General features: G+C 45.3%; 20 protein-coding genes and 1 tRNA gene. 14 read left to right on the top strand and 7 right to left on the bottom strand.

What is annotated here, in order from left to right; all coding sequences use genetic code 11:
• Window positions 1–69 precede the first annotated feature (69 nt).
• The 6 genes from MKHDV_RS13510 (at window position 70) to MKHDV_RS13490 (ending at window position 5,417) form a co-directional block, all read left to right on the top strand.
• Entirely contained in the window at window positions 70–510 is a 441-nt protein-coding gene (locus tag MKHDV_RS13510; RefSeq protein WP_160716164.1) for a MarR family winged helix-turn-helix transcriptional regulator, read from the top strand.
• A 39-nt stretch (window positions 511–549) separates the two neighbouring features.
• On the top strand, window positions 550–1,971 hold the full coding sequence (locus tag MKHDV_RS13505; protein ID WP_162859867.1) for an MFS transporter: 1,422 nt from the start codon (window positions 550–552) through the stop codon (window positions 1,969–1,971).
• 94 nt (window positions 1,972–2,065) lie between these two features.
• Entirely contained in the window at window positions 2,066–2,221 is a 156-nt protein-coding gene (locus tag MKHDV_RS19245; RefSeq protein ID WP_371416032.1) for a DUF5993 family protein, read from the top strand.
• An 8-nt stretch (window positions 2,222–2,229) separates the two neighbouring features.
• On the top strand, window positions 2,230–2,772 hold the full coding sequence (locus MKHDV_RS13500) for a disulfide bond formation protein B (RefSeq protein ID WP_160716162.1): 543 nt from the start codon (window positions 2,230–2,232) through the stop codon (window positions 2,770–2,772).
• A 179-nt stretch (window positions 2,773–2,951) separates the two neighbouring features.
• Window positions 2,952–4,286, top strand: coding sequence for a peptidoglycan DD-metalloendopeptidase family protein (locus tag MKHDV_RS13495; RefSeq protein WP_160716161.1), 1,335 nt, complete (start codon window positions 2,952–2,954; stop codon window positions 4,284–4,286).
• Window positions 4,287–4,817: 531 nt separating this feature from the next.
• Window positions 4,818–5,417, top strand: coding sequence for a hypothetical protein (locus MKHDV_RS13490; RefSeq protein ID WP_160716159.1), 600 nt, complete (start codon window positions 4,818–4,820; stop codon window positions 5,415–5,417).
• Window positions 5,418–5,690: 273 nt separating this feature from the next.
• On the opposite strand, the gene MKHDV_RS13485 is transcribed toward MKHDV_RS13490, so the two are convergent.
• Window positions 5,691–5,777, bottom strand: a tRNA-Leu gene (locus tag MKHDV_RS13485).
• Window positions 5,778–6,099: 322 nt separating this feature from the next.
• Here MKHDV_RS13485 and MKHDV_RS13480 point away from each other — a divergent pair.
• The 4 genes from MKHDV_RS13480 to MKHDV_RS13465 all read left to right on the top strand — a co-directional run bounded on the left by MKHDV_RS13480 (window position 6,100) and on the right by MKHDV_RS13465 (window position 10,893).
• A complete protein-coding gene (locus MKHDV_RS13480; protein ID WP_160716157.1) occupies window positions 6,100–7,044 on the top strand; it encodes a bifunctional riboflavin kinase/FAD synthetase in 945 nt (314 codons plus the stop codon).
• A gap of 25 nt (window positions 7,045–7,069) precedes the next feature.
• On the top strand, window positions 7,070–8,854 hold the full coding sequence (locus tag MKHDV_RS13475) for a chloride channel protein (protein ID WP_160716155.1): 1,785 nt from the start codon (window positions 7,070–7,072) through the stop codon (window positions 8,852–8,854).
• A gap of 186 nt (window positions 8,855–9,040) precedes the next feature.
• Window positions 9,041–9,736 (top strand): FadR/GntR family transcriptional regulator, encoded by a 696-nt coding sequence (locus MKHDV_RS13470; RefSeq protein ID WP_160716153.1) that lies wholly within the window; start codon window positions 9,041–9,043, stop codon window positions 9,734–9,736.
• Window positions 9,737–9,870: 134 nt separating this feature from the next.
• Complete coding sequence (locus MKHDV_RS13465) at window positions 9,871–10,893, top strand: alpha-hydroxy-acid oxidizing protein (RefSeq protein WP_160716151.1); 1,023 nt, start codon at window positions 9,871–9,873, stop codon at window positions 10,891–10,893.
• A gap of 256 nt (window positions 10,894–11,149) precedes the next feature.
• Here the strand turns inward: MKHDV_RS13465 and MKHDV_RS13460 are convergent, their stop codons facing one another.
• Together MKHDV_RS13460 and MKHDV_RS13455 are read right to left on the bottom strand one after the other, a co-directional pair.
• Window positions 11,150–11,608, bottom strand: coding sequence for a YbhB/YbcL family Raf kinase inhibitor-like protein (locus MKHDV_RS13460; RefSeq protein WP_160716149.1), 459 nt, complete (start codon window positions 11,606–11,608; stop codon window positions 11,150–11,152).
• Window position 11,609: 1 nt separating this feature from the next.
• On the bottom strand, window positions 11,610–13,556 hold the full coding sequence (locus MKHDV_RS13455) for a molybdopterin biosynthesis protein (protein WP_160716147.1): 1,947 nt from the start codon (window positions 13,554–13,556) through the stop codon (window positions 11,610–11,612).
• Window positions 13,557–13,773: 217 nt separating this feature from the next.
• On the opposite strand from MKHDV_RS13455, the gene MKHDV_RS13450 reads away from it, so the two are divergent.
• Both MKHDV_RS13450 and MKHDV_RS13445 read left to right on the top strand, forming a co-directional pair.
• Window positions 13,774–14,280, top strand: a complete 507-nt coding sequence (locus tag MKHDV_RS13450) for a GNAT family N-acetyltransferase (RefSeq protein WP_160716145.1) — start codon at window positions 13,774–13,776, stop codon at window positions 14,278–14,280.
• A gap of 827 nt (window positions 14,281–15,107) precedes the next feature.
• Window positions 15,108–15,530, top strand: a complete 423-nt coding sequence (locus tag MKHDV_RS13445) for a universal stress protein (protein ID WP_160716143.1) — start codon at window positions 15,108–15,110, stop codon at window positions 15,528–15,530.
• Window positions 15,531–16,169: 639 nt separating this feature from the next.
• Here the strand turns inward: MKHDV_RS13445 and MKHDV_RS13440 are convergent.
• A complete protein-coding gene (locus MKHDV_RS13440; RefSeq protein WP_160716141.1) occupies window positions 16,170–17,348 on the bottom strand; it encodes a Na/Pi symporter in 1,179 nt (392 codons plus the stop codon).
• 351 nt (window positions 17,349–17,699) lie between these two features.
• On the opposite strand from MKHDV_RS13440, the gene MKHDV_RS13435 reads away from it, so the two are divergent.
• Window positions 17,700–18,524 (top strand): nitroreductase family protein, encoded by an 825-nt coding sequence (locus MKHDV_RS13435; protein ID WP_160716137.1) that lies wholly within the window; start codon window positions 17,700–17,702, stop codon window positions 18,522–18,524.
• Between the two features lie 324 nt (window positions 18,525–18,848).
• Here the strand turns inward: MKHDV_RS13435 and MKHDV_RS13430 are convergent, their stop codons facing one another.
• On the bottom strand, window positions 18,849–19,241 hold the full coding sequence (locus MKHDV_RS13430; protein WP_160716135.1) for a secondary thiamine-phosphate synthase enzyme YjbQ: 393 nt from the start codon (window positions 19,239–19,241) through the stop codon (window positions 18,849–18,851).
• Between the two features lie 234 nt (window positions 19,242–19,475).
• Here MKHDV_RS13430 and selB point away from each other — a divergent pair, with 234 nt between their 5' ends.
• Window positions 19,476–21,401, top strand: coding sequence for a selenocysteine-specific translation elongation factor (gene selB, locus MKHDV_RS13425; RefSeq protein ID WP_160716133.1), 1,926 nt, complete (start codon window positions 19,476–19,478; stop codon window positions 21,399–21,401).
• Between the two features lie 394 nt (window positions 21,402–21,795).
• On the opposite strand, the gene MKHDV_RS13420 is transcribed toward selB, so the two are convergent.
• Window positions 21,796–22,128: a hypothetical protein gene (locus MKHDV_RS13420; protein ID WP_160716131.1), complete on the bottom strand. Its 333-nt coding sequence runs from the start codon at window positions 22,126–22,128 to the stop codon at window positions 21,796–21,798.
• 315 nt (window positions 22,129–22,443) lie between these two features.
• A complete protein-coding gene (locus tag MKHDV_RS13415; protein WP_254060486.1) occupies window positions 22,444–23,811 on the bottom strand; it encodes a hydantoinase/oxoprolinase family protein in 1,368 nt (455 codons plus the stop codon).
• Between the last annotated feature and the right edge of the window lie 252 nt (window positions 23,812–24,063).

Here is a 24,063-nt window from a genome sequence, read left to right as displayed (position 1 = left end):
TTTCCTTTATTGACAGATCAACAGTTGATACGACAATTCGATCCTATTCTCAAAGAGACAGGGGGAGCAATGAACCGCTTTCAAGATGAACAGTTTCCATTGGGATATGCAGTGGCGATGACCAATCGCATGCAGGCTGCAAAGGCCAAAGAGAAAATTTCTCAGTACGGCATTACCTATGGGCAGGTACCATTTTTAATGGAAATTCTGCACAACAAAGAGCCGATGACGCAGGATGCATTATCTAAATCCCTTTTCATTGACCCTGCAGCGACTGCTCGCGCTGTAGAACAATTGGAACTTAAAGGGTTTGTTAAGCGAAAAGTTAACCCTAAAAACCGAAGACAGAAGCTCGTTTCCGCTACAGATAAAGCGAACTGGATTAAAGGCGAGCTTCGATCATCGTTACGAGAAGCAACGCACGAAGTGCTCGCGCCGTTGACCACGGAAGAGCAGAAGATACTTGCAGATCTTTTAGCAAAGATCTGTGAACACGGCCTTACTGCATAATTTACTTGCTAGACACACTATTCTGATTGGGGAGGACTGATGACCAAAACTAAAACAGTATCACCAGCGGCAGCAACGTTCATCGTTGCTGCCGTACAGTTTTTGACACCATTTATGATGTCGGCTGTAGGTGTAGCTTTGCCTGCAATAGGCAAAGAATTTTCAGCTGGAGCATTTCAGCTTGGCCTTGTTGAGATGGCGTACATTCTGGCTGGTGGTATTTTAATGCTGCCTGCAGGACGCTTTGCAGACATTCATGGTCGAAAAAAAGTTTTTTTGACCGGACTTTCAGTATTCATTTGCGCAACATTTTTCATTGCGCTGGCACCGACTATGGAATCGCTGATTCTTTTGCGTTTCGTACAGGGTGCAGGCTCTGCGCTTGTTGCAACGACTAGTATTGCCATTATTTCGTCTGTTGTTCCGCCTGAAGTGCGGGGAAAGGCGATGGGGATTGTGGCAGCATCAGTGTATATGGGACTTTCTGCGAGCCCTACGATTACGGGTTTTATTATCCAATATGCTGACTGGCGTTGGATTTTCTGGGGTGCTCTGCCGCTTCAGCTTGCTGCGTTGTGGCTTACTTTTACTCGTTTGCACGGGGAATGGTTTGGCGCAAAAGGTGCTCCGTTCGATTGGGCGGGCAGCATCATGTATGCGGCAGCAATTTGCATGGCGATGACAGGCGTCACTCATATGCGAGCGGGTGGGATTTTCCCTGTTCTGTTCGTAGCCGGAGTCATCGGGCTTTGCGGATTCATTTTTTGGGAATCAAAAGCAAAGCATCCTATCCTCAATGTTCCGCTCTTGAAGCAGAATCGTACATTTTCTTTAAGCAGTATTGTTTTGCTTATGAACTACGCAGCTTCATTTGGCGTAACGTTCTTTTTCAGTTTGTATTTGCAGCAGATTAAAGGTGTCTCTCCACAGTATGCGGGTATGATTCTTGTGATTCAGCCCGTGATTATGGCTGTATTGTCACCTTTTGCCGGAGCTCTTTCAGATAAGATTAATCCTGGAAAATTAGTGATTATCGGACTCTCGCTTTGTACTGTTGCACTTGGCATTTGCGCCACAGTTACGGCGGCTACAAGCATCGGAACTCTGATGGTCATTTTGGTATTACTCGGGCTTGGTTTCTCATTCTTCTCATCACCGAACCTTACAGTAATTATGAATTGTGTGGAGCCAAGGCACTACGGCGTTGCCGCAAGTCTTTCCGCCACAATGCGTACCCTCGGTATGCTTACAGCAATGTCTTCCATTTCATTTATTCTAAGCATGTTTATGGGTAGTAAATCTGTTTCTGCCGCTCCAGAAGCGTTTATTTCATCCATGCAAACAGGCTTTGCTATCTTTACTGTTATCAGCGCAATCGGCGTTGCGTGTTCCTTTGCCAGTCTTTCTGCGCAGAAGGATTCAGCTATGTACAACACCACACCCAAGAGTACAGACGCTTAAATTACGTAAAAAAACAACGCATCATCCGAGAAAAATAGTGCTTTTTTAAAAAATAATCTTAGCACTACAGCCCAGCCTCCAATACACTGCCGTTATGAGTACTATTCTATTTTTATTACTAATATTGGCAATGTGTATTGGGTGGTATGGGCATCGGATGGGCGCGATCTACGTTACTATTTCTTCAATCATTCTCGCGATCATTTGGTTTATGACTCACGCTACAGATTCGTTAAACATTAACCTGTAGGCGGGCGTATGCATCCAGAACTCGCGCGCAAGATCAATTTAGTCCTGTTACTGATGGTCGCCGTTGTCATGTGCGGCTCTCTTTCCGTTCAGTTCATAGTTGGCGATCTGCCATGTCCGCTGTGTATTCTTCAGCGCTATGCAATGCTCGGATTGGCAATGGGGCCGCTTCTTAATTTACGGTTTGGAATCAGACCACGCCATCTATCCGTTACTCTCATGTTTGCCTTGTTCGGCATTGCTGTAAGCGTACGGCAGGTTCTTTTGCATATCATTCCCGGCTCAGGAAATTATGGAGCCCCCGTTTTCGGTATGCATCTGTATACATGGTCATCCCTCATCTTCTTCATTGCGCTTGTTGTAACTGCACTATTGTTACTTATAGAAGATGCATGGTCACCGCTTGATACTCCGCCGTATAACGACAAGATCGTCCATATTGGTTTCGGGTTTATGATTCTGATCACCTTACCGCTTGTTCTAGCTACTTTTTTGGAATGCGGTTGGCGGTGTCCGGACAATCCTGTGGACTACATGCTTCTTAAACCGTAATTTGTTTAAAATTTTTACAGTTTCTAGTTTAGCGAACTCATTATTAATTCTGAAAATCTTATGCACTATTAGGACTGGTTCCTTCTAAGGGCTTGACTAAAGTCCTTTTCAGATGATCTTTATTAGTCCGTGTATAATATGGAATGTGCTAACTATTTGAGAACGTTTGTAAGGGTTATATGTCTATTCAGCAGAAAATAAATGTAAAAAAAGTATGCTTGCTTGTTGTTGCAGTCGTTTTAGTCGTTGCAACAGCCTATCTATCATTAACACCATCGCAAAATGAACAGACCGCTCAGAACGAAATCGAAAGCACCACTCCTGTCGCAACTTCTGAGGTAACACCGGAAGCACTAGTGGCTTCAGCGACACAGGTTCAGGCCAAGCCGGAACCGGCGCCAATTCCACAGCCTGTAGTGGATGTGTTCAGCGGGAAAATTGGAAAAGGCGCAACAGCCTCTACCATTCTGAACAAATGGCTTTCCAAAGCGGACGTGTATCAGCTTGCATCTGCAACTGATAAAGCATTCCGTCTCACCAAGCTTCGTCGAGGACGTCCATATAGAGTCGTTACCACCGACGGAGAATTCACAAGATTTGAATACGAGATCGATAACGATCAATACCTTTCTGTAGCAAAAACTGAAGACGGCTTTGCGGCTGAACGCAAAGACATTAAATACGACGTCATCACTGAACGAGTTTACGGCGTAATTACGTCCAGCTTGTATGAGGCATTAACTGCCACTGGTGAAAAAGCATCACTTGCTGTTCGTATTGGTGACATCTTCGGTTGGGAAATCGACTTTATCCGCGATATTCGCAAAAACGATAACTTTACAGTTGTTGTGGAAAAACGATTCCGTGAGGGAAAATTCCAAGGCTACGGCGACATCCTTGCTGCCCGATTTGTGAATCAGGGTAACGAGCATGAAGGGTATTACATGAAAGATAAGGATGGCTTTACGCAGTACTATACTGCTGAAGGCAAAAACTTGCGTCGTGCGTTCTTAAAAGCACCACTCAAGTTTACCCGTATTTCTTCCAAGTATACCAACAGACGCCTGCACCCAATCCTCAAGACATACCGACCGCACCACGGAGTTGATTACGCTGCCCCGCGCGGTACACCTGTTTCCGCTATTGGTAACGGTAAAGTTATCAAAGTTGCTCGTAGCAGAGGGGCTGGTAAGTATGTAAAAATTCGCCACAGCAACGGGTATGAGTCTGCTTACTTACACCTGAACCGCTTCGCCAAAGGCATGAGAGTCGGTAAAAAGGTTAAACAGGGACAGACTATCGCTTACGTTGGTTCAACGGGACTTTCTACCGGGCCACATCTTGATTTCCGTATGAGAAAGAACGGCAAGTACATCAACCCTACTAGAGCAACCAACCCGCGTGCACCAAAGGCTACCAAAGCTCAAATTGTTATTCTGAAAGAAAAAGCCAAATTGCTGAATCCAAGCAAGACAGCTCAGACACCTAAGCTGGTCGTCGAAAACGCTGCGTAGCTTTTAGAGTTGGGCATGCGCATGAAGTTTCTGCATCTTTGATGTGACTTCGCAGTCCATGCATCACTACCTTTCGTGAAATAAAAAAGGGTGGAGTTTTTAACTCCACCCTTTTTTTTATTTAATTTTCGCGTTGTTGTGCGTAATATTTTTTGCACAAAAATAAGCTCTTAATTCTTTCGAATTAAGAGCTTTTTAGTTTTTGAGAGAGTAAAATGTTCGATTGAGAATACTTTTTTATCTTTACTTATCTTCCTCTATGAAAGGAATCCACTTTTGATTTTTGTAGCAATTGTGCTTGTTGCATCGTTGAGCTGCCTACAATTGCCTTAGATAGAATGATGTTAGCGGAATATGAGAGTTGATCGAAGTTAAAAAAAAATTACTCTTACGTTTCTTAGATTACGTTTCGCGTTTATAACATAGTGTAAATATTGCATGAAACTATATGTAAGTGTGAACTTGCTCTTGCCTGCGAGTACTGACTTTGATAGCAACATTTTTTAAATAAAATAATAATGGGGGTATGTTGTGGGTAAGAAGCTTTTTTTTGTACTGGTAGTAATGCTTTTAGGTATTTCAGGTTGTATGAAGCAAGGGTTTGACGCAAGTGGTAGAGCCGTTTTCAATCACCGACTCGGGGCAGTGCCCATTGCAAGAAATTTGACGTCTATTGGCGAACAAGTCTCAGGCGAGGTTGAACTTTACGTTACTCCCGAAGGAAAGATCCAAGTCGTTGGTGGAAAAGGGACGAGTGAGCGAATTTCTGTTACTGTCGAACGTGATGACTTAATAGTTTTTTTGGATAAAGCGATTGCATGGGGAAAGACCGCTAAAAAAGAACGAGTAAGCCTTGATAAACGAATGGGACGATTGAGCTGTGACTTGGGTATTGGAGCCTTTAGCTCGCTAGCTTTTACATTTGCATCTGTTGATGGTGGGCAGCTTAGTGGGTTAAAAATACGCTTCTTTTACTACGCGTCAGGGTTTAGTTCTGCCGCAACTGAAAGAGAAATTAATGTTCTTGTTCTAAATTCAGGTGTTGAACAAATGAGAGCGTTGCTTTTGAATTCTGAAAATGTGTTAGAAAAAACTAAGAAAAACTCAGAGAAAGAAGCGTTATTTCAATAAATATCAGGCCGGGATTTCCGGCCTTTTTTTATTTCCACTTATAAATAGCCAAGCCAAGGCGGAGGTAAGTACAGAGAGAAAAGAGCAACTCTTGAAAGCATGCTGGCGGAACAGGCTGTTTGGATAAGGGATGTTCTTTCGGGGAGATCGTAGCTTTGGCTAAAGAGGTAAGTCTTGCCATTACTAAATATGCAGCGGTTTAGTACGAGGCCAAATTGTGATTGTAAAAAAAAAGCTCTTAATTCTTTCGAATTAAGAGCTTTTTGATATCGATGGTGCCGGGGGAGAGACTCGAACTCTCACGGAAATACATCCACTAGACCCTGAACCTAGCGTGTCTACCAATTCCACCACCTCGGCACGTTTCGTCGAAGCTTTTGTAGTGCTTCGAGGAGTGGTGTTTAGCGATAATATAGAAATCTTGCAAGCATTTTTGTAGAAAAAAATAAAAAAAATGGCTTTTATTTCATGCTCAAAAATGAAGAATTCGCTAGTGCGTGTTAGTAACGCATTAGATTTACACGAAAGACAGTGTTAACAAAAGCATAGATACAAAACGGGATTGGGCATCAACTGCCACTTGAAGCACCACCCCTTTTGCTGTAACAATATTCGCCTTCGCGCAACAGGCTGCCTGTGCGTGTAAGTTTTTTACGAAAATCACATGCTTCTGGTGGTACCCATGCAAATAGCACGAAGTATACAGGAAATTTCAGTAGATCTTTCCCAAGGTTGTTGCGTTACTATCGGAAACTTCGATGGAGTGCACAACGGTCACAGAAAGTTAATTAACCGCACTAAAGAAAAGGCGGCGTCTATGGGCGTGCCTAGTGTTGTTGTTACCTTTTGCCCGCATCCACTTAAGGTGCTTGCCGGTTCGCATGCCCCTGCTCTCATTACAGACTACGAAAAAAAGTTAGATCTGTTAGAAAAAATAGACGTAGACCTTGTGGTTCTGCTCGAATTTACACGAGACCTGGCTGCACTTGAACCTGAAGAGTTTGTAAAAACTATCCTTGTTGATGAGCTTAATATGAAAGAGCTTGTTGTTGGATACGATTACGCCTTCGGTAAAGGTCGTAAAGGCAATTTTGAGCTTCTCTCCGCACTGGGAGAAGATTTAGGATATGGCATTGAACGCCTTCAGCCCGTAATGATTAACGATGCCATCGTTAGTTCCACCCGTATCCGTGACCTCATTAAGGCCGGTAAGGTTTGGGACGTAAGACCTCTTATGGATCGCTTTTACGTTATTCGTGGTATAGTTATCCATGGTATGGATCGCGGCGGCAAATTATTAGGGTTCCCGACCGCAAATATGCGCGTACGTGACGAATTACATCCGAAATCGGGTGTATACGCCACATGGGCAGAATTAGACGGCAAGGTATATCAGGCTGTAACTAATATTGGTTATAACCCTACCTTCGGTAACGATGAGATCAGCGTTGAAACGTTTATTCTTGATTTTGATGCAGACATCTACGGATGGGAACTGCGTTTGAATTTTGTTGCGCGTATGCGTGATGAGAGAAAATTCAACGGACTGGATGAACTCATTAAACAGATTACCAGTGACGTTTCTTTAGCACGACAACTGCTCGACGCACCAGAAGCACGCCTGTAGCATAATATACAATTTGGAGCGCCCGATGCTCGGTCCCTTTAAGAGAGTTTGGCAAGAATACCTGCGTGTGTACAACAGCGCTACATACGTCCGTATGCTGGTACTCGGCATACTTGTTGGTATTTTTGCCGGTTTAGTTGCAATTTTATTTCGCCTTGGGCTCGATTATTCTCAAGATTTTATCCAAAACGACCTCGCCGGACTTTCTGCACATGGAAGCAATGGTGAGTATCGTCCGTGGGTAATCCCTGTAGCACTTGTTACCGTCGCTTTTATTACCGGCTTTCTCGTAAACAAATTTTTGCCGGATTCCATTGATGGTGTAACTGACGGTACAGATGCCATGATCAAGGCATTTCACCAGAATAAGGGTGAAATTAAGCCTAAGGCTCCAATCATAAAAGGTATTACCTCTATCCTGACTATTGCCGCGGGTGGTTCCGCAGGTCAGGAAGGGCCAGTTTCCCAGCTTGGTGCTGGACTTGGCTGTTGGTTTGCCCACAAATTTGGTCTTTCCACCAAAGAACGCCGCATCCTGATGCTTACCGGTGCTGCCGGTGGTCTCGGTGCTATCTTCCTTGCTCCGCTTGGCGGCGCGATGACTGCTATTGAAGTTATCTACAAAGAAGATTTTGAATCAGAAGCTATCGTTTCTGCGGTTACATCTTCAGTTGTGGCATACTCTCTGTTCTTTATGGCATTTGGTTCAAAGCCAATGTTCGATATTCCAGAATTCCACTTCAATGATGTGCGTGAACTCTTCTTTTACGCGATTCTTTCTGCAGCATGTGCGCTGGCTGGTTGGATTTATGTCCGCAGTTTCCACTTTCTTAAGTACTCCGTATTTGACAAAATTCGTCAGCGTGTTGGCATCATGTGGGCTATGGTCGCAGGTGGCCTTCTCATGGGTGTATACGGCATGTTCTACCCAGAAGTGCTTTCAAGCGGTCATCATGGCTTAGAACAAGCAATTAATGGCAATTTGCCAGTACTCACAATGCTTGTGTTGCTCTTTGGTAAAACCCTAGCAACTTCACTCACTCTCGGCTCCGGCCTCAGTGGCGGTATGTTTGCTCCTGCACTTTTTGTAGGTGGTATGACAGGTGGCGTTGTCGGTTTTACTGCAAATAGCTTCTACCCGAACATTGTCACCCAGCCGGGTGGTTACGTTCTTGTTGGTATGGCAACGTTTTTTGCTGGTGTTGCGAATGCTCCAATTGGTCCACTGATCATGGTTTGTGAGCTGTCGCAGGGTTACGGACTTCTTGCTCCGCTTATGCTTTCCGGTGCTATCTGTGTTGTTATCAGCCGTAAAGTTTCTCTTTACGAGAATCAGGTTGAGAACAAATTTGAATCTCCTGCACATATTGTTGACTCTACCGTCAACATTCTTGAAAATTTGCATGTAAGAGAGTTCTTCCAGCGTGGACGCGTAACTATTTTGGAAGAATCCATTACGCTTAAGGCGCTTACGAACATTATTACCAATACTAACGAGTTCTTTTTCCCTGTCAAAAACGTTGGGGGAGAAATTACAGGCATTTTGTCCATCAACGATGTGCGAAACATTCTTTACGAAGAAAGTTTGTTCGACCTCGTTGTCGTAGGTGATCTTGCCCGTAAAGGCGTTACCCTGCAGGAAGACGATGATCTGTATACTGCGCTCGTTAAGTTTGTAGATTCCGATCTCGGCCAAATCCCTGTTGTGCAGGAAAATAACCCGCACGAAATTCTCGGCCTGATTAACAGGGCTGATGTCTTTAGAGCATACAAAAACCACTTGTATACTATTCACGAAAACGAACGCTAGTCAGAAATGGCAGCCCGTGTAGATAAAAAACGATGAAAGAAAGCCCCTGAACAACTCAGGGGCTTTCTTTTTTCAAATGAACTCTTCTTCTGTGGTAAATTTCCCAACAATAAAATTCTTCAAAACCGACTTTTGTTGTGCTATTGGTCAGACCAAAGGAATTGGTCAGACCACCTAAAGGATTACATGAACAATATATCTTCCGCACACCCCAGTGAGCAGCTAAAAATATACGAACAGGTCGTGTTGCGTATTCAAGAGATGCTGCATGCTGGCACACTCTCCGTTGGTGACAAACTTCCGGCGGAACGCGATTTAGCCAGAACATTTCAAGTCTCGCGCAGTTCCATCCGCGAAGCTATCCGCTCTTTGCAAGAAAAGGGTATAGTAGAAAGCAGGCGCGGCAATGGTACCTTTGTTATCGACACAGGGAACATAGTGGAGCCACTGGCAGAAGCGTTGACAGAACAGCGACTTTATTTGCTGCAAATTATGGAGTTTCGTCAGGCTATCGAGCCTGTGATGGCTGGATTGGCAGCACGGAATGCAACGCCGGAGCAGCTCGAAGACATTGCTTCCATTATGAAAGAAAAAGCACCGGAGCCGCCGGAAGGGAATCCTTGGGAAAAGGATATTCGCTTTCATTGCGCCATTGCCAAGGCTTCCGGAAATCCGCTTTTTGAACAGGCATTGTTTAATGCAAGCACTGCCTTGGAAGAAACACGGGAAGCACCGTTGCAGACTCCGGAGCGTAGAGCACAGTCTTGTTCTATGCATAAAGAAATTTTTAGCGCCATTGTTGCCGGTGATGAAATACTGGCAACAAGATGTATGCATAAGCACTTGGAACAAGTGCATGGAATGCTTTTTACTTCAAAATAAGACAACCGCAGACAGATAGAGATAATTCAGCGCATTAATGCGTGTCCCGTAGTTTTGTTTTAGGACTTGAAGGATTCTCCGGCTGATAGCTGCGGTGTAAAAATTAACCACAACAACCCACGTAAGGAAATGTCATGCAAGATGTTCGTAAAGAAGCCCGTGAGCTCATGAAAGGCTACTGCCGAGTCTGTAAAGAATGTGATGGACGCGCCTGTGCAGGCGAAGTTCCGGGAATGGGCGGTCTCGGTACTGCTGCATCATTTAAAGGTAACGTAGAGGCTCTCGCAGACTACAAACTGCGTATGCGTACTATTCACGACTGCTCCGAGGCTGACCCTAGTACTTCTGTTCTTGGGTATGACCTTTCCATTCCTGTATTTGCAGCACCGATTGGCGGCGTATCTTTCAATATGGGCGGAAAAGTCTCTGAAGAAGACTACATTATGTCCAAGCTTAAAGCGTGTGACGCAAACGGTATTGTCGGCTGTACTGGCGACGGCGTACCACCATTTATTTCCGAAGCTGGTTTTGACGCCATCAAGGCTGTAAGCGGTAACGGCATTCCGTTTATTAAACCGTGGGAAGGCGAAGAATTTTTCGAAAAAATCGAAAAAGCAGCTGCAACTGGCTGTACAACCTTCGGCATCGATATTGATGCTATTGGCCTGATTACCCTTGCAAAGATGGGACGCCCTGTTGCTCCGCGCGGTGTTGAGCGTTTGAAAGCTCTTATTGAACGCATTCCGGGTAAGGTTCTTCTGAAAGGTATTATGACTCCTGAAGATGCTCAGGCAGCAGTAGAAGCTGGCGCAGCAGGTATTGTTGTGTCCAACCATGGCGGCCGTGTTTTAGATCATACACCGGGTACAGCGCATGTTATTGCTGAAATTGCAGAAGCCGTTAACGGTGAAATTGCAGTGTTGGTTGATGGCGGCGTTCGCACCGGTGTTGATGTTCTTAAAATGGTAGCTCTTGGCGCAGATGCTGTGATGATCGGACGTCCATTCTCCATCGCAACCATGGGCGGTCTTGAAGATGGTGCTTCCAAGTACATCCAGCAGCTTACAGGACAGATTAAATCAGCAATGGTTCTTACCGGCTGTGAAACTATTGATGATGTGAATCTCAACATCATTACTGACGTTCTCGGACAGTAATAGCTAACAGGATAACTGCTTGGGCGCTGGTAAAGGCGAGTTCAACTGCGATTGGCTCTGAGCTAGAAGTCATCCACCCCCAATACCCTAAACGGGGTCAAGGGGGATACCCCTTGCGGGTGGAGGGCAGAGCCCGTCCCCGTCGGAGACTCGCCGAAGGCCTACCCGACCACCAAGTCCGACCCGAGCACCAAATCCGACCCAATCATAAAAAAAAGCCTCTGGCGGAGTACCGTCAGAGGCTTTTTCATTTTCTTTACTTCTTCTGCGAATAGACACCAAAGAAGTGCGCTTTTTCAAGAACATGCCCTTCCATGGCGCGTAGTATGGCACCTTTGCCTGACCCCGGTTTGATCCGCAGCTTTGCATCAAGCGCATAGAGCTTGAAGTAATAGCGGTGCTGACCGGATGGCGGACAAGGGCCACCGTAATATGAGTTGTTCCAACTGTTGATACCGTGCCCGATACCTCTGAATGGATCAAAAACTTTTGGGGTGTCTTCCTCAAGTCCTGTGATCTCAGGACTGATGTTGAATATCAGCCAGTGATCCCATACGCCGGAAGGCGCATCTGGATCATCACAGATTATGGTGAGGCTTTTTGTGCCTTCCGGAAGATCAGACCATTTAAGCGGTGGCGAAATATCTTCACCGTCGCAGGTGTATTTTTCCGGAATTTCTTCTGTAGCGGCGAATGCCGGACTGTAAAATTTCACACTATTCTCCAAGGCCGATTCCCGGCTCCATAATGTTTCCTGTCAAAGAGGTCTCATACCCGCCGAGCGCTTCAATTCGTGCTTTAAATGTAGGAGACTGAAGTAACTCAAGTACTGCCTGCACCTGCGGTGTTTCTATGTAGGCTGTCGGAATAATAAGGTCGTATCGTTCGCGTGCTAGCGGCACGAAATCAAGATCAAGCGCTTTTGCTGCTGCGTAGATACCGAGTCCGGTATCCGCAGCTCCAGTAAGCACGTTTACGGCAACTGCCATGTGCGTAAACTCTTCTTTATCATACCCTGTCACGGACGCAGGAGAAATATCGGCTTCTTTCAAATGATAATCAAAGAGGATGCGTGTTCCGGCTCCGCGTTGTCTGTTGAGAAAACGAATAGTGCAGTTTGCAAGGTCTTCGATGGACTGAATGTTTTGCGGGTTCCCTTTAGGAACAATGAATCCCTGATGACGGATGGCGAGGTTCACGAGAGTTACATCGGTATCCGGCAGGTACTTTTTGATGAACGGGAAGTTGTAGTCGTTGGTTTCCGGATCAAACAGATGCGCGCCAGCCATGTGGCAAGAGCCGTTTTTGATGGCGAGGATGCCGCCCATAGAACCGACGTGGCTGGAAGCAAGACGCATTGGTGTGTCGAGTCCCATGAGTTCATCAGATAAAATATCGAGTGTGTTGTCGTGGCTGCCGATGGTAACGAGAATCTCATCGAGGCGTTTTTCTTCCACAAGCAGTTCGGTGTGAACAATGGCGTTCTGGTCGATGCCTTCAGCCTGTGCCGGAATACGACCAACACCTTGAGCACGGGACATGGTGGTAATGCACCCTGCGCCACGGGCAAGTGGAGTTGCTACGTATTTGTCGCCGACTCTTCCGATGGAAAGACGCAGAAATTCTTCAATACCAAGCTTGGATGGAACCTTGCGGGTGATTTCTGCATTCACTTTAGGACGCGAAGGAACAGGTTTGCGACTGATCCATGAGATAAGTGGAGTTAAGAGCTCCTCGAAGCACACTACGGCGCTTACAGGGTACCCCGGGGCTCCGGCAACAAGCTTATCTTTGCAGACGCCAAGCAGGGAAGGTTTACCCGGCATAGCGGCAACACCGTGAACAACTACTTCGCCAAGCTTGGCAATAGTTGCACGGGTGAAATCTTTGGAACCTGCGGAAGAACCGGCGCAGATGATGACGAGGTGGTATGGCTCGTCGAGTTTTGCGGCAACAGTTTTTTCCAGCAGTTCTGGAACGTCCGGCACAGGTGGGACACGATCTACAATGCAATCAAGGTTTCGCGCCATTGCGCTGAGTACCTGTGAGTTGCTTTCAATAACTTGTCCCGGTTTAGGCTCTGGACGTTCTTCAAAATCGAGCACTTCATCACCGGTTGGGATAATGCATATGCGTACTTTTTCCCACACACGTACTTCCCAGATACCCGCGCTAAGCAAGGCTCCGATGTCATATGGGGAAACCTGCTGATTCTGCGGAAAAAGCAGTTCCGTAGCAACGATGTCTTCACCGATGCGGCGAACGTGTTGCCAAGGAAAAGACGGTGTTTCAATTTCAACGGTGTCGTCATCAACAGAGATAACGTTTTCGATCATAATGACAGCATCGCGACCTTCCGGAAGCGGGTTGCCTGTATTCACAGGAACGTATGAAATTCCTTTTTTCAGCTGCAAAGGTGCGCCTTCACGGGCAGTAAAGGTTTCCTTTGCTGTTACAGCAATACCGTCCATTGCTGCGCTATGAAACGTTGGCGAGGAATATTCAGCAAACACTGCTTCAGCCAATACGCGTCCGCCAGCCTCGTGTGTCGGCACAACTTCGCTTCTCAAAAGAACTTCTCTGTCGAGTGCAGCTTGCATTTTCGCTACGGCTTCAGTCAGCGGGATTGTCTTTAAATATACGTTTCGTTTTGATGCAGTCATATGTTCCTCGCGGTAATTTTTGTGATCGACGGGCATACTACATGTTTTAGAATGGTAATAAAAGAGCCTGAAGCTCGTTCATATTTAGACACTTTATTCTGCGTCGCGATGTGCCGTGTCCCAATGGTATATTCTATAGCGCGTGTGTCTCTTTGTAGTGAATTTGTGCTACAGATAGAATGTTGATCTACTATTCTTCAGTTATAAGGAGGCCACTGTGCGTGTTCGCCCCGAAAGAAAACATGATGCTGCTGCGATTCGCAATGTGCAGTATAATGCGTTTAACGATCATCCGTATACATACAAAGATGAATACAAAATAGTTGATGCACTCAGGAAAAGTGATTCTTTAACATTATCTCTTGTTGCAGAAGAGTATGGCGCAGGCATTGTTGGGCAACTAACAATTTCTCCAGTCTTAATTAATGGGCATGATGAAGGCTGGTTTTATGTAGGGCCTGTGGGAGTGCTCCCTGAACATCAGAGAAAAGGCATAGGTACTTCACTTATACGTCAGGCTGTGCGCGCTATGTATACACAGAGGGCGAATGGATTAATTTCTCACGGTGACCCAAAATTTTTTACAAAGCTCGGTTTCCGGAATGATTCAAGGATCACCTATAAAAACGTTCAGCCGGAACACATTGTCCTTTTGCCGTTAGGAAAAAGCGTGCCTGAAGGGGCTGTAGTTTTACATACTGCTCATTTGACAGATTATCTTTAATATTCTGAGTATTGCCTGATAATCTAGCAACTTCTTATTGTCTTCTGTTGCTCTATAGTGAGATCAGTCAAAAAAAACTTATGGATTATATAAAATTTATTAAGTTGCATACTCGTACCGCTTGGGTATTATGCAGCTTCCTCGCATAACGCGTGATCTTTACGCGTTAATGCTGTGTTTTCCGGACACGACTGTTCCGTGACTGTGTTCGGAAAACTCGGCAGCAACATAAGAGCCTATAAAAAGCCCGTCTCAAAACGTATGTTTTGAGACGGGCTTTTTTGTGTGCAACTATCCAGTATTATGAATATTAAATGACCTAATTGTAAGCGTTGATATTGTTGAAAACATGAGATTATGGATGTTTTCTTGTGATATTTTTCATTTTGTTTACTTGGAAATAGAATTTGTCTATTCCTATACATACTACTTATTTTATCAAAAAAAATTACATGAACAATGCACTGTATAAACGCATCATCCATGTTTACTCAATTACGCCAAAGAGTGCATGGGGATATACAGTACATCCCTACTCAGGAATCCATTGGTTTTCCTGTTTCAAAAGACTAATTCTCATTTAACTATGAGAATTAGTCTTTTCGTATATATGTTCATTATATCTTTTTTATCCAATTGCTACACATTGTTTAGCAAGCTATGCTTAGAAAAATGTTGCAAAAAACCATTCTAAGTTGGTATATACAATATAAGAGGTTTGTTTTTATTTAAAATACAGACCCTAACGTGCTTTTTGGTAGCGAATATAAAGAGCTTTGGCATTGATGATTATTCGCATAAACTCTGCTGTTACATGGGAGTAGTATATGGAAGTAAAAAAAATATTGTTGCCGGTAGATGGATCGGAATATTCTCTCAATGCTGCTGCAGAAGCTATTGATCTGGCAAAAAAATTTAGCGCAGAAATTATATTGCTCTATTGCAGCGAAACATTTCAAAACTTGAAGCAGTTTAAAGATTTTTCTGTGGAATCGCTTGAATATGCGAATCAGGTGCTCACGCCTGTACGCGAGTTGCTTGATAAGTCTGAGGTTACGTACATTGAGCGTGTTATTGACAACTCACCGAGCGAAGAGATTGCAAAAATGGCGGAAAAAGAGAAAGTGGACCTTATTATTATGGCTCCACGCGGAACAAACCCGCTTGCATCCATTCTGCTCGGCAGCGTTACAACCCGTGTGCTTAAGCAGTCTCCGTGCAATGTGCTTGTGGTGCATAAAAAGCCATAGCGTTTTTTCTTTCTATACATACGAAAAGGTCGATTTTGTTTACCGGCAACACCGCGATGGTGGCTTGTCCGTAAACAAAATCGACCTTTTTTATTATTCAATGTCGTGGATCTCAAATGTTGAACGCAAAAGAGTCCGGAGTTCAGAACAAGTAACCATCGGCTGAACCCCGGACTCTTTTGAGAAGCTCCGGCAGCATTTCGCCCATTGAATGCTACCGAAGAATTTGCAACACGCAGCGCTAAGTCGTTAAAAAAACGACCTTTACCAGATGATGTTTATGTCAGATTCATCCGGCAAACTGCGATAGAAGTTGATACGGGGGTACCATCATCTATCAGTTATTTTCCGGAAGCGGTTACACTGTTTAAATGCAGTGAACACTCTACCTTCACTCATCTTGAGTAAATTAGTAGAAATTATCTGAACCAATTCTGTAAACGGTTTCAGTGTGACTGTAAAGTGATCCTTTTTATTTGGGAAGTACAAAGTAGTGAAAAAAATACCGCAGGATGTTTTGAAGAACATCTTCCTGCGGTATTTTTACTAACATTCTGAAAAGGCGATCTTTATTTTAAAATTACTACATAGTTTGAGGCTAATATTTATTTCTAATTAGCTCTAATAAACCACTCAGTTTTACTGAGCGAGAATAATGCATGTAGCCGGAAGTAAGAAGAATACGCCAAGCACATAACACGCTGCATAACGCTTTTTGCGTCCTGCGTAGTCTGCAAGCCATTCCGCACAGCGTGGAGGAATTTCGCGTAAAAATGGAATTCCGTAAATAAACAGTACGCCGGAAATATTGAAAATCAAATGTACAAAGGCAATCTGAAGAGCAAACAGGCTATTGCCACCAATAACTGCGGTTGCCGCAAGCAGGGCAGTTACGCAAGTGCCGATGTTGCTTCCCAGAGTGAACGGGTACACTTGACGCATACTGAAGATGCCGGAGCCAACAAGCGGGATCATAAGGCTTGTTGTTGTAGAAGAAGATTGTACAAGGATAGTGATGAGCATTCCGGAAGTTATGCCTGCAAATGGGCCGCGGCCGATAGCAGTGTGGAGCATGTTTTTAGCACGACCGACCATGAGTCTCTTGAGCAGTTTGCCCATCATGGTGATTGCGCAGAAAATTAACCCGATACCGAGAATCGCAAGAAGTACGCCTTGAACTTCCGGTGAAAAACTACCAAGCATGCTTTTAAGAGTACCAATAATCGGTTTGGTAATCGGCTTAATAAAGTTGATGCCTTTGATACTCATTGAGCTGCCACCCACGAACATGGAAGCAATCGCCAAGCTTGTTTTTTGTAAAAATCCGGTGAATATTTCTAACGGTAAGAATATTATTACCGCCATCAAATTGAAAAAGTCATGCACGGTTGCGGCAGAAAAAGCACGTTTAAATTCTGTGCTGCATCGCATGTGTCCAGCGCTGACAATAGTATTGGTAATGGTTGTACCGATGTTTGCGCCCATGATCATTGGAATTGCGAGTGATACCGGAAGGCCACCGGCAACAAGGCCAACAATAATAGATGTCACAGTACTTGAAGACTGGATAAGAGCGGTACAAACTGTACCGATGATGAGTCCGAGGAATGGGTTGGATGCGAAAGCAAATAATGATTTCGCCTGTCCTGCTGTGGCAGTTTTAAAACCTGCGCCAATCATGCCTACTGCAAGTAACATACAGTAAATAAGGGCAGCGATAGCGAACCAGCGGCCAATGCTCTTCAGGTTTATTTTGTCTGGGTCAGTCACAGAAGACGCTTCATGCGTCGTTTCCGGAGAGTAAGTCATCTCAGGCATACATGCTCCATAACGGATATCTAGGTGATCGACCCGACCTGTTCAGACACACTTGCCTGCTCCTCGAGCCGTGCTCTAGATAGACATTTTATGTGACAGCTTTGTTACAGCTTTGCTGCATTGTGACCACAGTATGCAATTCAACATATATCCCGTTCAAATTAGGTGTCTTTTTGTCAGAATAATATCGATCAAAAATATCGTTCTTTATCCTCAATCTTTTTTACAGTATTGTGCATCAATTATGCGTCACGTATCTATACATGACACCTCTACGTATGAATTCATGCAGATTTCTTGACTTTTTTCATAGAGGCAGCACCATTCACCACTGTGACGTAAGGAGCAAATATGCTAGATTTTAAGGTTGATACCGAAAAGTGCATTCAGTGCAATCAATGTGTAACAGACTGCCCGGCATCAATTATTCGTTTTGAAGGTGAATATCCAACTATCGCTCCTTCCCGCGAAGAGCGTTGTTTACGATGTCTGCACTGTCTTGCCATCTGTCCTACAGCAGCCATTTCTATGTTAAATGTAGAGCCGGAAGACTGTGTGCAGATTAAAGGTAATCTGCCATCCGAAAAGCAGCTTGAAACGCTTATGCGCGGACGTCGTTCAGTACGTCGTTTTAAGCAAGAAAATGTTGAAAAAGCTCTTATCGACAGGCTCATTAATCTTGCCGCAAATGCCCCGACAGCTAAGAATGCCATGCCGCTACAGTTCACCGTTGTGGACGATATAAAAGTCATGCAGAAAATTTCAGACCATGCCTATGGGCATATTGCTACAGCAGTCAGAGAGCATCGAGTCCCTAAAGAACTGGCGCACTTTAATGCCTTTGATAAAGTGCATGCTGGAGGGGGCGACATCGTCTTTAGAAAAGCACCGCACATGCTTGTTGTGTCTTCACCGACAGCTGGTTCATCACCAATGGTTGATATCGCCATAGCGCTCACACACTTTGATCTCGCAGCAACAAACGCTGGTCTCGGTAGCCTTTGGTGCGGGTTTGCACTGCAAGCGTTTATGCATTTTGTACCTGACTATAAAGAGCTTCTCGGTATTCCCGAAGATCACCATGCCGCATATGTGCTCATGTTCGGAAAGTCTTCTGTGAGATATACACGTACGGTGGATCGTAAATTTCAAAAAATTCATCACGTAACGCTGTAGAGACGCAAGATTTCGACAGCATTTACTCTTGCCGAATAGCACAACAAAATTTACACCGAGCGTAATTTTGCTGAAGTAAATAGCAAAAAAGCTGTCCTTTGTTTAAAGGGCAGCTTTTTTTATTATTCGAGTCAGTATCGTTAAGCCGCGTGAGAAACTTATCAACGGGCGTTTGTCGTATAATAAAAAGTTTGAAAGGGGGTCTGGGGGGAAACTTGCAAGCTTTAGCCGTTCTCGAGGTACGAGGGATTACGGATAAAGACAGTGAAACAGTTTTCAGCCCAGCCGCCGGAGGCAACTCCCTGTCTTCTAAACTCTTAGCCGTTACCCAATAAATTTAGCCCAAAGCTTGCGATTGCGCGCTCCGTCAAATTCGCAGAAATAGATCGCCTGCCATGTTCCGAGTTGAACTCGACCATTTTCGACTATTAGCATCTGATCGGGCCCGAACATGCTTGCTTTTATGTGTGCATCGCTGTTGCCTTCCATGTGCTGGTAGTCACCTTTGTGTGGCACCAGATGCCGCATGTTAACTGTTATGTCACGGGCAACGTCTGGGTCTGCACCTTCGTTGACGGTTACAGCGCCGGTTGTGTGCGGGCAAAAGAGCAGCAATGCGCCATCCTGCCAGTTGTTTTCGCTAACGAGCGTTTGCACTCTGGATGTAATATCAATGAGTTCTTCACGGGTGGATGTGCGTATTTCAAGTAGTTCCATGATGTCCTCGTATGTTTGTAAGCTGTTGAATGTGTTGTATGATATGTAACATGATTGTGTGAGATCTTCTATGAGCGGGGAATAGTTGAGGAGTTGGGTTTTTTCCAATACAACATACAATCCTCTTGGCGGCAGATGTCGTCGATGAGGGCACTACACTGTACGATGCGTTGCTGTTAACGGATAAACACTCTGTGTAGCAGCATCAGTTAGGAATTATGCCAAGGAGTATCTATGCCTGTTGTAATGGGCACTGCCGGACATGTTGATCATGGTAAGACCACGCTTGTAAAAACCCTCACCGGAATCGATTGTGACAGACTGGAAGAAGAGAAAAAGCGCGGGATAACCATTGAGTTAGGCTTTGCTTTCTTCGATTTGCCGGATGGCGGCAAGATGGGGATTGTGGACGTTCCGGGGCACGAAAAATTTGTTAAGAACATGGTTGCAGGTGCATCCGGCATTGATTTTGTGATGCTGGTTATTGCAGCGGACGAAGGCGTAATGCCGCAGACCCGTGAGCATCTGGAAATTTGTTCTCTCCTTGGTATCCCGACAGGCTTTGTTGCGCTTACCAAAACAGACATGGTGGACGAAGAATGGCTTGAGTTGGTGCAGGAAGACGTTAAAGCGTTTTTGCAGGGCTCGTTCCTTGAAGACGCTCCAATTTTTCCAGTATCCTCGCAAACGGGCGACGGGCTTGATACCGTCCGCGCGCATATTGCCAAGATGGAGAAAGAGTTAGTACCGCAGCGCCGTTCTGACTTGTTCCGTATGCCAGTAGACAGATCGTTTACTATGCGTGGTCATGGCACCGTTGTGACCGGAACCATGGTTTCCGGCTCTCTCAATATTGGCGACGAAGTACGTTTTTACCCACATGATTTCATGGGTAAGGTTCGCGGACTGCAAAGTCATGGCAGCGCTGTTGAAAAGGCTCCGGCAGGCAAGCGTACTGCAATCAATATAGCCGGTATAGAAGTGTCAGACGTACATAGGGGCGATGTGCTTGCACGGCCTGATACGCTGTTCCCTTCCGATACATGGCACATTGAGCTCACATGTCTCTCGTCGTCACCATCACCGCTCAAAAATCGTACAGAAATCCATTTTCACCACGGTGCTCGCGACGTTTTAGCACGTCTTTATTTTCCTGATCGTGACAAACTCATGCCGGGTGAAACCGCCATTTGTGAAGTCCGTTTCCCAGAGCCAATGGTGGGCGTAGCAAACGATCGTTGTGTTGTTCGTTCTTTCTCACCGTTGCGTACCGCGGGTGGTGGTAAATTACTACATCCAGAAGCTGAACGCCTTCGCAAAAAGAATCCGCATTACGAAGTCATATGGAACAGTCTGCAAGAGCTTCCAAAGGCTGAGCCGGACGACAGAGTCCGTCTGCATCTAGCAATGGCAGCAGAAAAAGGGTTATCTTTCACTCGTCTTTGCATTTTTACAGATATCGAAACCAAGAAGCTTGAAAAAAGTCTTAACCTCTTGGGTGGAAAGCAAGAAGCGCTTTGTTTCGACAAGGAAGAGCGCCAGTACATAGCAGGAAAAATTCTTACAGAACTTTCAGAAAGCTGTATTGAATTTATGGCTGCGTTCCATAAAAACGAACCGATGAAAGCTGGTCTTTCCCGCGGTATGCTTGCATCCGGTTGGGGTAAAAAGCTTTCACCTAAGCTTGTACATTTTCTTGTTGAGCGTCTTATTAAAGCCAAATCCATCATTGTAGACGGTGATGTTCTGCGTTTACCAGCGCACAAAGTATCCATGGCAGCGGATCAGGAAGGCTTACGTAAAACCATCCTTGAAGCATACGAAAAGGGCGGAATTACTCCTCCAAACCTCAAAGAGGTTCTCGAACCGCTCGGTGTGGAAGTCAAAGAAGCAGTCCCAGTACTCAAGCTTATGGAAGAGAAAGGCGAGATGGTAAAAGTGAAGGATACACTTTACTATCACGCGCCAGCGCTGGAAAAAGTAAAAGAAATGGTATGCGAGTATCTTTCCAACCATGACGACATGGGGCCCGGACAGCTGCGCGAAACCGCAGGGCTTTCACGCAAGTACGCAATCCCGTTACTCGAATATTTTGACCGCGTGCGTCTTACCATGCGTATCGGTGACAAGCGTCAGCTTCGTGGTACCGGTAGAGCGTAGTTGGGCTGTTTTGGGTGTAGTGGAGTTTTCGCCTCTGGCGGGTCTTCGACGAGCCTTCGGCGGCTGGGCTGAAACTTTTTGGAAAAAGTTTCCCCCAGACCCCCTTCCAAAACTTTTATTATGCGAGGTGAGCACGTTTTTTACGTAGCCTCGCGGCTTATACCTCACTACCTTTCATAAAATAAAAAAGGGCTGTCCTTCATATGAAGGACAGCCCTTTTTGCTATTCAAGTCAGTCGGATCAAGCCGCGTGAGAAATCTATCAACGGGCATTAATCGCATAATAAAGGTTTCTGGAGATTCTTAAGAACCTCTTGCAAGAGGTTCTTAAGCCGCCGGAGGCTCGTCGAAGACCCGCCAGAGGCCAAAAAAACTTATTACAGCTTATTGAAACTTATTTTCCTAACGGATCAACATCCGATTCAGTCGCAAAGAAAAGCTCTTTGTCGTAAGGGCCGAAGGACTTGGTGTCCCCGAGGAGCGTGAAGAATTCTATGCGTGTATATCGACGGAGTCGTTCTTCGGTCACGCCGTGAGCTTTGTAGTACTCCTCACGATGCTGAGGCTCGCGAGATTCTGTGAGATCGTACACTGCGTCACTGGTTTCACCCCATGCGTGCAGCACCCATTTGGTGCCGTCGTAAAGCCAGCCGTGCACGATCGTGCAATCTTCACATTCGCTTCCAACTTCAATTACAGCTTCAAAACTTTGTTCTTTATGTTCCATGACATGTTCCTTTTTCTATCAGATGACGTTGCAAGACTTAGCAGTTGCGCTCTGCCATGAATACGGAACCAAGAGCGTTGCCCACGGCGAAATGGTCGGGGAAAGCTATGGTTGTATTCAGTCGTTTTGCAACGTTTGTGAGCAAATATGGTGCGGCTGCACCTATTCCGATCATTGGTACGTTGAGTGATACAGAAATTTGTAGCAGCTTGTTTTCTTCTCTGTTTGCGAGATAACCGGCGAGATTGCCGCCTATTTCACGTTTGGAAAGGTGCCGCAGTACTGTTTCTTCGATGATGCGTTCTGCTTGTGTGATTACGCGTCTGCGAATTCTTTTGCAGTGCAGCCTTCTATGTCTGCCAATACTTGAGCGGCGTTGAGGGCACTGGTGTAGTCGCCGATGTCGAGCTTTTTAAGAACGTGCAGTGCATCTGTCGGAGTAAAGCCTACTTCTATGATGTGTTGTTTGTGAAGCAGTTTGGTCAGCTCTTGCTCGAAGGTTATTTCGGCAATGCTTAGGTGCTTTAATAGCGCCTGAGGCGTCATAGAGCCATGTTCTGCAAGACATGTGAGTAGTGCAGACTCTTTGATGATTTCTGGCGTGAGATCCGGTGCCATTGTGATGCAGCGTGAGATCTTGCCTTGTCCTATCCAAGATTCGGGAGCGGGGATATCCCGCGTCATACAGATTGGCGTTACCCGTGCAGGGCCTACCTGCATTGGTTTACCTTGTGCAAGCTGCACGAGGCTGTCGCCACCGATTCCTACAGTAAACATTTCCACTGCTTCTACGTGGGTTTCCCATTTGCCAATAGACATGCCCGCGGTATCTACCACTGGCTTACCATCTTTAATGAGCGTTATGTCTGTTGTAGTGCCGCCTACATCGAGGATGAGGGCATCGGTTGTGTTGGTAGTTTTTGCACCGAACAATGCTGTTGCTGCAGGGCCGCTGGCAATTGTTGATGCAGCGTGCATAAGTGCTTCTTGCATATGCATCGCTGTTGCGTCACCCCGTACTACGAGTACTTCGCCTGTAATGCCGCAGGCGGAAAGTGCGTTACGTATGCCGGAAAGAAATTTTTGCATAACTGGTAGAAGCTGCGCATTAAGACATGCGGTGGATGCACGCTCTTTCATGCCAGCACGGGAGCTTGCCTCGTGCGAACAGAACACAGGGGCATCACTCACCAGCTTAACGGCTTTTGCTGCAACCAGTTCGTGTATAGGATTTATAAACGCCATAGAACTGCATACTGCCCATGCTTCTACGTCGTTTTTTAATTCATTTACCCCGTCGACAATGTATTGAATGCCTAGTGGCTTAACTTCTTCCCCTTTAATGGTGTGGCCACCGGGGACAAAGCGAGCGGCAACAGCAGGGACTTCCAACCGCTGGTTAAAGCCAATGACGAAAAGTGCTACGTCTGCGCCTTTGTTTTCCACTAATGCGTTAGTTGCTAACGTGGTGGAAACGCATGTTCTGATAATATCAGCCGGATTAATGTTAGATGCTGCCAACACCTTTTCAACAACCGCCTGAATGCCTTTTTGGATGTCATAGTGCGTTGTGGGGCTTTTGGCTGTAGTAACAACACTCCCCGAGTCCAACTCCACAATAACTGCATCTGTATATGTTCCACCGGTATCAATACCAATACAGTACCGTTTGTTACTTCCCATTGCGCGTACTCCCATACATGAATGAGCGCCCAGACTACCGTTTGAACAGGTGGTTTGGCAACTGAGTGCGAAACATACGCAAAATAATGCAATTATAACTGTATCTAATTAAAAAATATGCAAGTTATAATGCTATTATAAGCCATTCTAATACGAAATCTTTGTTCAAGACTGTAATTAGACGTAGGTACATTAAAACAAACTTTACTTCTTAGATAATCAATCTCTATTGCATTTGAAGCGATTCTTGTC

Source organism: Halodesulfovibrio sp. MK-HDV (assembly GCF_009914765.1).
Lineage (GTDB): Bacteria > Desulfobacterota > Desulfovibrionia > Desulfovibrionales > Desulfovibrionaceae > Halodesulfovibrio.
The sequence above is the reverse complement of the archived record's forward strand: the minus strand, read 5'-3'. Positions and strand labels throughout refer to the sequence as shown.